The 11408-nt window shown below is 42.6% G+C and carries 14 protein-coding genes; 5 read left to right on the top strand and 9 right to left on the bottom strand.

Annotated features, from left to right (window positions below; all coding sequences use genetic code 11):
• Positions 1–254, top strand: a 254-nt coding sequence (locus tag BUB35_RS06440) for an integrase core domain-containing protein (RefSeq protein ID WP_143158948.1), incomplete at its 5' end; no start/stop codon positions are given.
• Positions 255–432: 178 nt separating this feature from the next.
• Here BUB35_RS06440 and BUB35_RS06435 read toward each other — a convergent pair.
• The 4 genes from BUB35_RS06435 to rlmD all read right to left on the bottom strand — a co-directional run bounded on the left by BUB35_RS06435 (position 433) and on the right by rlmD (position 4167).
• Positions 433–678, bottom strand: a complete 246-nt coding sequence (locus BUB35_RS06435; protein ID WP_072850205.1) for a hypothetical protein — start codon at positions 676–678, stop codon at positions 433–435.
• Positions 679–841: 163 nt separating this feature from the next.
• The gene (locus BUB35_RS06430) at positions 842–1447 is read right to left on the bottom strand and encodes a hypothetical protein (protein WP_072850203.1); all 606 of its coding nucleotides are present in this window, start codon (positions 1445–1447) and stop codon (positions 842–844) included.
• A 4-nt stretch (positions 1448–1451) separates the two neighbouring features.
• Complete coding sequence (locus BUB35_RS06425; RefSeq protein WP_072850201.1) at positions 1452–2162, bottom strand: hypothetical protein; 711 nt, start codon at positions 2160–2162, stop codon at positions 1452–1454.
• Positions 2163–2793: 631 nt separating this feature from the next.
• Positions 2794–4167 carry a 23S rRNA (uracil(1939)-C(5))-methyltransferase RlmD gene (gene rlmD, locus BUB35_RS06410; protein WP_072850197.1) on the bottom strand — a complete coding sequence of 458 codons (1374 nt, stop codon included), beginning with the start codon at positions 4165–4167 and terminating at the stop codon, positions 2794–2796.
• A gap of 105 nt (positions 4168–4272) precedes the next feature.
• Here rlmD and BUB35_RS06405 point away from each other — a divergent pair, with 105 nt between their 5' ends.
• From BUB35_RS06405 to BUB35_RS06395, 3 genes are all read left to right on the top strand, one after another.
• A complete protein-coding gene (locus BUB35_RS06405; RefSeq protein WP_072850195.1) occupies positions 4273–4719 on the top strand; it encodes a S1 RNA-binding domain-containing protein in 447 nt (148 codons plus the stop codon).
• Positions 4720–4783: 64 nt separating this feature from the next.
• Positions 4784–5080 (top strand): hypothetical protein, encoded by a 297-nt coding sequence (locus tag BUB35_RS06400; RefSeq protein WP_072850193.1) that lies wholly within the window; start codon positions 4784–4786, stop codon positions 5078–5080.
• Positions 5081–5329: 249 nt separating this feature from the next.
• Positions 5330–5800: a GNAT family N-acetyltransferase gene (locus BUB35_RS06395; RefSeq protein ID WP_072850191.1), complete on the top strand. Its 471-nt coding sequence runs from the start codon at positions 5330–5332 to the stop codon at positions 5798–5800.
• 105 nt (positions 5801–5905) lie between these two features.
• Here BUB35_RS06395 and BUB35_RS06390 read toward each other — a convergent pair whose 3' ends face one another.
• From BUB35_RS06390 to yhbY, 4 genes are all read right to left on the bottom strand, one after another.
• Positions 5906–6586: a phosphoribosylaminoimidazolesuccinocarboxamide synthase gene (locus tag BUB35_RS06390; protein ID WP_022255504.1), complete on the bottom strand. Its 681-nt coding sequence runs from the start codon at positions 6584–6586 to the stop codon at positions 5906–5908.
• A 280-nt stretch (positions 6587–6866) separates the two neighbouring features.
• Positions 6867–7202: a ribosome silencing factor gene (gene rsfS, locus BUB35_RS06385; protein ID WP_072850190.1), complete on the bottom strand. Its 336-nt coding sequence runs from the start codon at positions 7200–7202 to the stop codon at positions 6867–6869.
• Positions 7203–7221: 19 nt separating this feature from the next.
• Complete coding sequence (gene nadD / locus BUB35_RS19010; protein WP_072850188.1) at positions 7222–8454, bottom strand: nicotinate-nucleotide adenylyltransferase; 1233 nt, start codon at positions 8452–8454, stop codon at positions 7222–7224.
• A gap of 22 nt (positions 8455–8476) precedes the next feature.
• The gene (gene yhbY, locus BUB35_RS06375; RefSeq protein WP_022255501.1) at positions 8477–8779 is read right to left on the bottom strand and encodes a ribosome assembly RNA-binding protein YhbY; all 303 of its coding nucleotides are present in this window, start codon (positions 8777–8779) and stop codon (positions 8477–8479) included.
• A gap of 219 nt (positions 8780–8998) precedes the next feature.
• Here yhbY and BUB35_RS06370 point away from each other — a divergent pair, with 219 nt between their 5' ends.
• Positions 8999–9550, top strand: a complete 552-nt coding sequence (locus BUB35_RS06370) for a cupin domain-containing protein (RefSeq protein WP_072850225.1) — start codon at positions 8999–9001, stop codon at positions 9548–9550.
• A 77-nt stretch (positions 9551–9627) separates the two neighbouring features.
• Here the strand turns inward: BUB35_RS06370 and pyk are convergent, their stop codons facing one another.
• Positions 9628–11388 carry a pyruvate kinase gene (gene pyk / locus BUB35_RS06365; protein ID WP_072850187.1) on the bottom strand — a complete coding sequence of 587 codons (1761 nt, stop codon included), beginning with the start codon at positions 11386–11388 and terminating at the stop codon, positions 9628–9630.
• Between the last annotated feature and the right edge of the window lie 20 nt (positions 11389–11408).

Raw genomic sequence — 11408 nt, 5'->3', positions numbered from 1 at the left:
AGTTATTGGATTCTCTGAATGTTGTACAGTCATTTTCCAAGAAAGGATATCCTTTCGATAATGCCTGCTGTGAATGTTTCTTCAAGTACCTCAAAAAAGAAGAAGTTAACCGTAAAACATATCATTCTCTGCAGGAACTCCGGTTATCTGTATTCGAATACATCGAAGGATTCTATAATGCCAAGAGACCGCATAGTTCTCTCGGAATGATGACACCAAATGAAAAAGAAGAATGGTACTGGGCACAGCACTAAGCAGCTGTACTCGGCACTTTTCTTTATAAATTGTGTCCACTTTATTGACTATAGTCCACGGATCAAGAGGTCTTTCGGCTGTTTCTGAAAACTTTTGGGCACGAAAAAAGCGACTGATATATCAGTCGCTTTTTCATTTCTTTTCCCAGAAAAATTTAAAGTCCCATCACATAACAACTCATCGAATTCTTGAATCTGAAATAATTGCATAAATATAGGATGGTCCAACTACATCATTGTGAAGATCTGACGGCTTTTGAGGATTTAAAACAACGGCTTTTTCAAAAGCACTTTTTGATATCGCTACTTTACTGCGTGTGTGAATCAGCTTTTCACCAACAACTTGATAGGTAAATTCCAAACCAGATACGGTATAAAAAACTTCTCCCGCATGCCTCTTTATATTTTCCCAAATTGATTTCATTTTTCTAGCCCCCTCTTAATCATATTCATAATGACGCCTTCATCTTTTCCAATCTTTTATTAAAAATTCCCTATGTCATCTGTCCAAAGGTCATTTTTCAAGGGCAAAAAACGGGCAGTTTTTCATCCAAAAAGCTGTGCCACAAGATTTCTTTCCAGTATAATTAGCTTTTTTTAGGTAATTTTAGATCAAACTTTCCTCCCAAAACTCCAGCGCTAACCCCAGCAACCATAATCAATGCAATACTGATTCCTCCAACCAATTTCCAGTTGAATTCTCTCTTTTCAGAATCTTTCTTGTTTACTTTATCTTCAATTTCTTTTTCCTGTCCCCGAATCTCTGTATCCTTTTCATTCGCCATTTTAGCAAGTTCTACTTCTCGATTTAAAATCTCTATCATAATTTCTGGTGGAAGATTTGGATTGTCAAGGATCTTACTACAATCACCTTGAACTTGTTTAACAAAATCATAGAATTGCTTTCTACTTTCAGCAGCACTATCCATTTCCTTATTGGCAATACCATAGTACTCTTTAATACTTTCGTCATCACTACTGATAATAGTATCTAGCATTCCTTTATATTCAGTTAATGCTGATTTCATCAAGCCAACAAACTCTGGGAACTGCGCAAGAACTTCTTTAGCTACTTCAGGACGAAGTTCTCCAATTTTTGATGCAAAACTAATTACATCATCTTTTGATAAATTCTTAAAATCCGTTCTTTTCATCATGGCAAGAACATCTCTTTCTCTTTGTGTATATTCCATGCCATTACCTCCTAGCAGCGGTTTTTATTCCCTTATTCATGTCTAAATCAAAACCAATCTGCCAAAATCCCATGTCAAGTAATTTCATCTGTGGATATGGCATATCTTCTATTTTCATTTTTGATCTAGCACTTTCCAATCGTTCAGTATTCTTCTCGTAAAAATCTACAAGCAACATAATGGACTTTAGGTTATAATTGCCCGTTGCTACCTTTTGATTTTTAATTCCGGCTATAAAATATCTATCATATGCTGGAACACATCCTAATGTTCCCATCAATATCTTTGTTATAAGTGTATAGGATAACTGATTTTTAAGTTCTTGCTCTTTTACTTCATGTCTAATCTTATCATAGTATTTATCCAAAAATGCATTTATTTCTTGGAGTAGCTTTTGATTATTTTCTTTTCTAAAATCAACACATTTAATTCCTGCCAATGCATCATACTTTTCACTTAGCAATTCTTTTACAACGGGAATATGTATTCTATAGTCCTTCTGCAATAAAAATGATGAACCGCGATACATTCCCCAACTCGCTAAATAGAAAGCAAGCTGTAAGCTCAAATAATCATAGTCAATATCTTCATTGCCACGAGCCATCATAAAATGTGAATAGCAATGTTCCCATGAACGATATCGAGCATTTTCATCAGATTTCAACTCATCATAAAAATCTGTTGATGACTTAATAATCAAATCCACTGTGTCCATGCCAAGCACCTCCTATTCGTTACTTGTTTTTATCTGTTCTCCATCCGGAAAAATAAACGATTACTCAAAAATCACTTCCATAACATCTGTTATCTGTTTTACTTCCTCAAAAGTCACAGTATCTCGTTTCAGTTTCTTGCAAAAATTCTGCGGTGTCTAATCTATCTGTCTAGCATGTTCCAAAACACTTATATTCTTTTTATTACATAATTCTTTCATTATATCGGATATCTTCATCATAATCCTGTATATCTAAAATAAGCCTTAATTTACTATAAACCAAATGGTTTGCATTTTCAACTTTTCGTGCTTAAGCTCTGTATAAACAATCTATGAATGAAAAAACACCCTGCATTTCTGCAAGGTGCTAACCATAGAGAATCTTTTATTATCTTCTGACATCCACCGCTTATATCTGATTGAAACACCACAGATTATTCTGCTTCAATTCTTAAAACAGTGGATGTCATCTGTCAAAACGCAATTTTCAGAGGGCAAAAAACGGGCATTTTTTAGCCGAAAAAACCCTGTTTTTTTGCCTTCAAACCACAACTGGTCAGTATTTTTGCTTCGCAAAAACGGCTTCGCCGCCGGATTTCTTTCCGGTACGCATTGTGGTTTCACCCTTATTTTACGCCTGTCCACCACAACGTGTCATCAGTACCACCGATTCCACATGAACCGTTCTAGGGAACATATCCATAAGCCGTACCCGTTTCACCTCATATCCAGCCGCCTGGAATTCCTGCAAATCTCTTGCCAGAGATGTGGGTTTACAGGACACATAAACGATTTCCGGCGCGCCAAAGTCGATAATCTTGCCGATGGCTTTGGGATGGATACCTTCTCTGGGAGGGTCTACGATAATAACATCAGGCTTGTCTGTCAGTTCATCCACCATTTTCTGCACGTCCCCAGCTAAGAATGTACAGTTGGTCAAGCCATTTCTTGCGGCGTTTTCATTGGCTGCCACAACGGCTTCTTCCACCAGTTCAATACCCATGACTTTTTTGGAACCAGCTCTTGCCATAATCTGTCCGATGGTACCAGTACCACAGTACAGGTCGAATACCATTTTATTTTCCACATCACCGGCAAATTCCCGCACAATGCTGTAAAGCTGTTCCGCACCCTCTGTATTTGTCTGGAAGAAGGAATAGGCAGACACTTTAAATTCCAAATCAAAGAGTTTTTCCATGAAGAAATCTCTGCCGTACAGAATGGTCATTTCATCGCTGCGCACCACGTCAGCCACGCCGTCGTTGACGGAATGAAGTACGCCGCAGATTTCGCCCTGCAAAGGCAGCGCCAAAATCATATTTTTGAATTCTTCCAGAGAAAAAGGAACTTCAGATGTAGTCACCAGATGCACCAGGATTTCCCCTGTTGCTTTCCCCTTTCTCACAACCAGATGGCGCAGAGAACCATCGTGACGCATACGGTGATAGAAGGCAACGTTTCTTTCCTGGAAAAAGACCAGTGCGCCCTGTACGATGGTCACAAAGTCCGCATCTACGATATTACAGTCTTTCAGTGTCACCACTTCATAATGGCTCATTTTCTTACGCATACCCAGTGCCAGAGGACCATCTTTCACTTCATCCCCAAAGGAAAACTCGCATTTATTGCGGTAGCCTGTTTCCAAAGGAGAAGGTGTGATGCCTTCCCAGCTTTCCACATGGATGCCCGCATCTTCCAGCAATGTTTTCACCTGCTGTTCTTTCATATCCAGTTCTGTCTGACGTTTCATGGTCTGGTAAGTGCAGCCGCCGCAAATTTCATAATGGGAACAGCATCCTTCCTGTCGTTCCAGTTCAGAGCGTTCCACCACTTCCAGCAGACGAGCTTCCACATTGCCGCCGCGCTTTTTGATGACCTGTGCAGAAACAGTCTGACCGGGTACGCCATTTTTCACAATAACCTTTTCCCCTTCCACAAAGCCATAGGCTTTATTGGGAAAGCGCACGCCGTCAATTTTTACGGTAATGATATCTTTTTTCTTCATTTTTTCCTCCAATTGTAACATAAATTTATTTGTATTCAACTGTATTCTGTGTTATACTGTTCCCATATTGATTTTTAAAATTACCGAACAGGAGTGTATTACAGAATGTCTGAAAAACCCGAAGTTGGCAGTATCGTAGAAGGCAAAGTCGTTCGCATCAAACCCTTTGGTGCCATTGTTTCTCTGGGAGAACAGGTACAGGGTCTGGTTCATATTTCACAGGTAGCAAACACCTTTGTACAGGACATCAACGACCATGTGAAAGTAGGCGACATTGTCAAGGTGAAAGTCCTTTCCATTGATCCCGAAACAAACAAAATTGCTCTCTCCATGAAAGAAGCGCTGCCAAAGGAAGCGCGTCAGCCCAAAGGAGATCGTCCTTACAAAGGACACAAGCAGGAAAACAGAACCACCAATCCTGCCGAAGAATATTTCAAACCACAGACCGTCAATCCTTCTGCCGATTTTGAAGAAAAAATGCGGGAATGGATGAAACAGTCCAACGAAAGACAGACCAGTCTGAATAAGAGAGCCAACAAACGCTCTTATTGATTCTTGCTTATGATACCATGAAACGCTGTTTCTGGCAACGGAAACAAGATAGGAGGGAACCCCCATGATGCTTTTCTTTGTAGCAGGCATTTATTTATTTGCCCGGGGCATATTCGCATGGTACGGACAACCTATTTTTTACAGAAAAGGCACACTGGAAAACATTGACCCCGATCATCTACCCCAATATCTGCGGGAAGAAGGTGTATGGAACTTCCTGACCGGACTTGTTCTGGTGGGAAAAGCCATTCTGGACAAAGTCTTTCCCGGCAGCATGACACTGTTCATTGTCTTTATTGTGCTGCTATTGGTGTGTGTGGTATTTTTAGCCAAATGCAATGAAAAATACCGAAAAAAATAACAGAAATAGAAAGAAGCCGAAAAATCTATTCAATCTAAGGGGCTTCTTCAAAAGAAAACAAAGAAAGCTGAAATCTTTACAATTCAAAAGATTCCAGCTTTCTTATTTTGCCAAGATTTTATTAGGTCTGTTTTCTTTTGAAGACAGCCGTCGCAGCCTTCCTTAAGAAATCAAGAAAACGAAAAACAATGTTTTCTTAATGGCGGCTGCTTTTTCGGCTCTCTTTTTGCCTATCAACAGGAGGATAGTATGACCGAAATCATCTGCATCACTGACAAAAATCATCCTGCCCTGCCCGCTATCATCGAGTGGCTCTATGACTGGTGGGGAAAGGACGAAGATTATACAAAAGAACAGGTGGAAGCATACGTGCGCAATGCTGTATGCAAAGACCGTATCCCGCAGGTATTTCTGATTTTGCAGGATGGCGTACCTGCCGGCACCTTCCAATTTGCCATGTCTGATATTGACACCCGCCCCGACTGTTATCCATGGCTGCGGGATTTCTGGATAGAGCCTGCATTTCGCGGAAAAGGACTGACCTATACCGTTATGGAAGCCATCAAAGAACATGCTGCTCGCTTACATCTGACAGAGCTTTACCTCTTTACACGTCATGAGGGGTTATATGAAAAATTCGGATGGGAGTATGTGGAAACATTCCCCACCTACCTGACACCTGATGACAAACAGCGTCTTTACCGTCTGTCCATTTGTTAAAAACGAAAAACAGCATCCAAAATTACCTTTTGGATGCTGTTTTCTTTTTCTTCAATCTGCCCTAAGACAGATGAAACATTTCATATGTATCTGAATCAAACAGGATTAGCCCAGAATGATTTTTGTCAGTTCAACGGGTTCAACGATTTTGCCGTCCTTGTAAACACGCATGTTACCGGAAGCGATTTCGTCGATCAGGATAACTTCGTTGTTGTTGTAACCAAATTCAAATTTGATGTCGTACAGATCCAGACCTTTTTTCGCCAGTTCGTCAGCAACGATACGAGTGATTTTCAGTGTCTGTTCTTTCATGCTGTCGTACATTTCGCCGCTCATAACGCCCAGTGCGATCAGACCGTCTTTTGTTACCAGAGGATCGCCTTTTGCGTCGTCTTTGAATGTTGTTTCAACATAACCGCCTTCCAGAACTGTGCCATCAGCGATGTAATCGCCGTAACGACGGATGAAGCTGCCTGTAGCTTTCAGACGGCAGATAACTTCCAGACCGTGACCGAATACGGTTGCGGGCAGAACTTCCATTGTAGCGTTGTCTACATCAGCAGAAACGTAATGTGTTTTGATGCCAGCCTCTTTCAAAATTTCGAAGAATTTGATAGATGTTTCCAGATTTGCTTTACCGATACCTTCAATGGTCAAACCAACGGAGTTTTCACCGGGATCGAATACACCATCTTTACCTGTGCAGTCGTCTTTGAACTTCAGCAGCACATTGCCGTTTTCCAGTTTGTAAACGTCCTTTGTTTTGCCCTGATAAATCTTTTCCATAAATCTTTTCCATCCTTTCTGATTTAAGACCGACATAAAAGCATGCCTGTTATGAAATTTTCTCAACAAATAAAATTTACTGCAAAATCCGCTTGGATACAAGTATTTTTTGCAAATCTTTGAAATCTCGGCAAATTATGCAATTTCCAGGGTGCATGTGGAAATATTTTCTCACTAGATGTGTAAAAAATTTCCTGTTTTGCCCCCTCTGACCGAATTTTACTGCACAATCGGCATTAAAAATCCGTCATTTTTCTCTCATTTATTGACTTTTTCGAGATTATTCCACAGGCTTCGCGTCGCCCCAAACATGCTCCAAACCGTAGAATTCACGCTGTTCTTCATTAAACAGGTGAATCAGCAGGTTGCCGAAGTCTAACAAGATCCATGTACCTGTGCTGTAGCCTTCGGAATGATGCATTTTTACGCCAGCCTGGAACAGTTTCTGTTCCACTTCATCTGCCATTGCACGCAGATGGTTTACATTTTTACCACTTGCAATGACAAAGCAGTCTGCCACATTGGACAGACCTTTCAGATTCAGCACCTGAATGTCCTGACCTAATTTATCATCTAACGCAGCCTGTGCGATTTTTGCAGCTTCTAAAGCTTCCATGTTATTCCTCCTTGTAATCTTATTTATTCTTATAGTATTCCAGTGCCTCCAAAGACAGGGGATGCAGCAGTCTGCCCCGTTCTTTTACAAAGTCAATGGTCTGTTCCAGAATGAAGCGCATTGCCATATCCAAATCCAGATATGCCAGACGTCTTGCCTCATCCAGACCTTCGAACTGTTCTCTATTAGGCTCGATATAGTCCGCAATGAACACAATCTTTTCCAATATGGACATGCCAGCACGTCCTGTGGTATGGTAGCGGATAGCATTGAGGATATCTTCATCTTTGATTTTATATTCCCGTTTTGCCACTTCCGCACCCAAAAATGGATGAATCAGATCCGGCTGCTGTTCCAGAATCTCGTCCATTTTCACTTTATATTCCTTACAGAAACGCTGCCGCAGTTCTTTTGGATAATCCTTGGCGCAGTCATGGAGCAGACCTGCCACTTTGGCTTTCTGACGGTCTGCCTGTGTGCCGTATATTTCTGCCAGCCGCACTGCTTCTTCGGATACACCCATGGTATGGATATAACGTTTTACAGACAAAGCAGACTGCAATTTTTCCTGCATGACTTCAATGGGCAGCATAAATTTCACCTCGTCTTTTCTTTCGTTTTGATACAAACCGAATTTATGAATATAGTCCTCTACTTCCTGTGGAAGCAGGTACTGAATGGGCATGCCTCTTTGTGCCCGGGTACGGATATCCGAAGACGAAATAGCCAATGCCGGCACTTCCATGTAGTGGATTCTGCTGGCATATTTTTCCTGAATTTCTCCGATTTCCTCAAACATCTGATTTTTCTGATAACCGGGTCTGGTTACTGCCACAAAGTCGCAGAGGGACAGCAGACGTTCCGGTTCCTTCCAGCTCATGATCTGATGGATGGCATCGGCACCGGTAATGAAATACAGACGCACATCGGGACGGCACATTTTTTTCAGCTGTTCGATGGTGTCGATGGTATAGGTGGTGCCGGGGCGGTCGATTTCAATACGGGATACTTCAAAGTTCTCATTCCGCATGGTTGCCAGAACCGTCATCAGATACCGGTGTTCATTATGGGTTACTTCTTTATGAGATTTATGGGCAGGACGGCCTGTGGGAATGAATACCACCTTATCTACATGAAAACGGTGGCGCACCGCTTCTGCCGTTACCAGATGTCCATAGTGTATGGGGTCAAAAGTACCGCCCATGATGGCAATACTTTTGCAGTTTCTGAAGTTAGCGATTTCGTTTCGCATGATCTTTCCTCCCTCTGCCTGCTTATTTCTTCACAGGAGGCAGTTCGATGACAGGTTTTGTCTTGGAAGCACGGTACAGTACAAATTTATTGCCGATGACCTGTACGATGTCCGCACCAGTTCTGCTTGCCAGCATTTCTGCCGCTTCCGCAGGACCCAGCATATTATTGTCCAACACACTGATTTTTACCAATTCTCTTGCCTCCAGTGCGTTATGTACGGTATCACGCAATTCTGGTGTCACGCCGTTTTTCCCCACCTGAAAAATCGCGTCAATACCGTTTGCCAGAGAGCGCAGATATGCTCTTTGTTTGCTTGTTAACATAATTTCCTCCTCAAATTCGTCTTTTTTCAATCTATAATCCTAAACATCATAGCACAGACACCTTGATTTTGCAACGAAAGACGACGAAAAACGGCTGTTTTTTCTCATCTGTCCCCCTTTGGAATGGGAAAGGAAAAAAATTCCTGTCCCTTGTTCCCTTCCAAAAAAAATGATAAAATGATAAAAGTTTTCAAAAATCATTTCATTCAGGAGGAACCCATGACCCAATTCAACGGCAGCAAACTGCGTGAACTGCGCAACGAAAAACAGCTAAGCATCGCCAAGCTTTCCACCATATCCGACGTGAGCACAGGGCTCATCAGCCAGATTGAGCGTGATCTGGTGGTTCCCTCCGCCCTCATCCTCTTTCGGCTGGCACAGGCGCTGGAAACAGACATGTATGCCTTTTTTGAAGATACACCGCCGGAAGATACGCCTATCATCCGAAAAGGCAGCCACAGCCTCCTGACAGCACAGGAAAATAACTGTATCCACAAGATACTCTGCCCAGACAATCCGGGACGTATGCTGGATTTTGTGGAGCTGACACTGAAAAAAGGCTGTTCTTATGACTATCGCCCTTCTTTTGCCCAAGGAGAAACCTGCGGCTATGTGATCCAAGGCACCTTACAGGTCATTGTAGAAGGCAGAATCTATGTCTTACAGGAAGGGGACAGCATCACCCTGGACAGCACCCTGCCCCACCAATGCAAAAACACCAGCGATACAGATTCCGTATCTGTCTGGGTCATGACACCGAAATATTTCTAAAAATCAAAGGAGCCATGCTTCCTGTTTTCACAGGAAGTACGACTCCTTTTTTATTGACGATAACCGCCAAAGAATTCTTATTTTTCGTTAGGGATACCTTTGTATACAAAGCCCTTTGCTGCATCTACAGTGATGAGGGTATCGTTAGGGATAAAGTCGATGACTTTCGCATTGCATACCACAACAGGGATATCCAGTGCTCTTCCAACGATTTCCGCATGACAGTTTTCTGCGTGATCCATAGGACCAACTACAATGGCAGCGGCTTTCTGCAGATAAGGCATGAAGTCATTGTCTGTAGATGTTGTTACCAGAATATCGCCTTTCTTGAATTCGCGTTCCATTTCATCCCGTACTTTGATGACTCTTGCTGTACCGCTGACTTTCTGTGTGCCAACGCCGATGCCTTTGCACAGTACATCACCAACAATATCAACACGCAGGGTATTTGTGGAACCGCTTACGCCTACAGGCATGCCCAGTGCCATAACGATGGTATCACCGTTTTTCACCAGACCGCTCTTCTGAGCTACTTTCATAGCGGAGTCAAATACCTGACCTTTGGGGATGGGCGCTTTATGCAGTACAGGACGGCAGCCCCATACCAGGTTCATCTGACGCCATACCTGATCGCACATCGTACCTGCTGCAATAGGGCATACAGGTCTGTGTTTGGAAATCATTCTTGCAGTAAAACCAGATTTTGTGATGGTGGAAATGCAGGTTGTTTTCAGTTCTGCTGCTGTAGTGCATGCCGCAAAGCTGATAGCATTTGTGATATTGGTCAGACCTGTTTCCAGACTCTTTGTCAGGTTTTTGCCATAGTTGATGCTGCTTTCTGTTTTTTCAGCGATTCTTGCCATGGTTGCCACTGCTTCACAGGGGTATTTGCCCATAGCTGTTTCACCGGAAAGCATGATGGCATCGGAGCCGTCAAAGATGGCGTTTGCAACGTCATTTGCTTCCGCACGAGTAGGTCTGGGGCTTTTTACCATGCTTTCCAGCATCTGTGTTGCTGTGATGACAGGTTTGCCGCGTCTGTTTGCCAGTGCAATCAGAGCTTTCTGTACCAGAGGCACTTCTTCAGGAGGGATTTCCACACCCAAATCCCCTCTGGCTACCATGATACCATCGGAAACTTCCAGAATTTCTTCGATGTTGTCCACACCTTCCTGATTTTCAATCTTGGAGATAATCTGGATGTTTTCGCCGCCGTTTTCTTCCAGCACTTTCCGAATCTTCACAACGTCAGAAGCGGAACGGATGAAAGATGCAGCTACATAATCAAAATCATTTTCGATACCGAATTTCAGGTCGGAAATATCTTTTTCTGTCAAAGAAGGCAGATTTACCTGCACGCCGGGCAGGTTTACGCCTTTACGGGAGCTTACGTCGCCGCCAGTCACAACTTCACAGTGCACTTCGGGACCAACGATGCTTTCTACCCGCAGTTCAATGAGACCATCATCAATAAGCACACGAGAGCCTTTCTGCAGGTCTTTCGGCAAGTCTGCATAAGTTACGGAAACGCGTTCCTGTGTGCCGGGTACATCTTCTGTTGTCAGGGTGAATTTATCCCCCTGTTCCAGACGGATTTTATTGTTTTCAAAGGTTTTGATACGAATTTCGGGACCCTTTGTATCCAAAATCAGTGGAATGGGTGCATTCAATTCTTCTCTAGCCTGTTTCAGTTTTTTGATAATTTCTCCATGAGTTTCATATGTCCCGTGGGAAAAGTTTACTCTTGCTGCATCCAGACCATTGCGGATCAGCTCTTTCATGATCTCTACATCATCTGTTGCAGGACCCAGGGTACAAACGATTTTCGTTCTGCGCATGGAATACCTCCTCTTATTTT

It is taken from the genome of Anaerotignum lactatifermentans DSM 14214, assembly GCF_900142265.1.
GTDB classification, from domain to species: domain Bacteria; phylum Bacillota; class Clostridia; order Lachnospirales; family Anaerotignaceae; genus Anaerotignum; species Anaerotignum lactatifermentans.
This window is presented reverse-complemented; position numbering and strand designations above follow the sequence as displayed.

Coding starts and splice junctions, on each gene's coding strand:
- BUB35_RS06435 (WP_072850205.1), bottom strand. CDS start 678: ATGAAATCAATTTGGGAAAATATAAAGAGGCATGCGGGAGAAGTTTTT.
- BUB35_RS06430 (WP_072850203.1), bottom strand. CDS start 1,447: ATGGAATATACACAAAGAGAAAGAGATGTTCTTGCCATGATGAAAAGA.
- BUB35_RS06425 (WP_072850201.1), bottom strand. CDS start 2,162: ATGGACACAGTGGATTTGATTATTAAGTCATCAACAGATTTTTATGAT.
- rlmD (WP_072850197.1), bottom strand. CDS start 4,167: ATGAAGAAAAAAGATATCATTACCGTAAAAATTGACGGCGTGCGCTTT.
- BUB35_RS06405 (WP_072850195.1), top strand. CDS start 4,273: ATGTCTGAAAAACCCGAAGTTGGCAGTATCGTAGAAGGCAAAGTCGTT.
- BUB35_RS06400 (WP_072850193.1), top strand. CDS start 4,784: ATGATGCTTTTCTTTGTAGCAGGCATTTATTTATTTGCCCGGGGCATA.
- BUB35_RS06395 (WP_072850191.1), top strand. CDS start 5,330: ATGACCGAAATCATCTGCATCACTGACAAAAATCATCCTGCCCTGCCC.
- BUB35_RS06390 (WP_022255504.1), bottom strand. CDS start 6,586: ATGGAAAAGATTTATCAGGGCAAAACAAAGGACGTTTACAAACTGGAA.
- rsfS (WP_072850190.1), bottom strand. CDS start 7,202: ATGGAAGCTTTAGAAGCTGCAAAAATCGCACAGGCTGCGTTAGATGAT.
- nadD (WP_072850188.1), bottom strand. CDS start 8,454: ATGCGAAACGAAATCGCTAACTTCAGAAACTGCAAAAGTATTGCCATC.
- yhbY (WP_022255501.1), bottom strand. CDS start 8,779: ATGTTAACAAGCAAACAAAGAGCATATCTGCGCTCTCTGGCAAACGGT.
- BUB35_RS06370 (WP_072850225.1), top strand. CDS start 8,999: ATGACCCAATTCAACGGCAGCAAACTGCGTGAACTGCGCAACGAAAAA.
- pyk (WP_072850187.1), bottom strand. CDS start 11,388: ATGCGCAGAACGAAAATCGTTTGTACCCTGGGTCCTGCAACAGATGAT.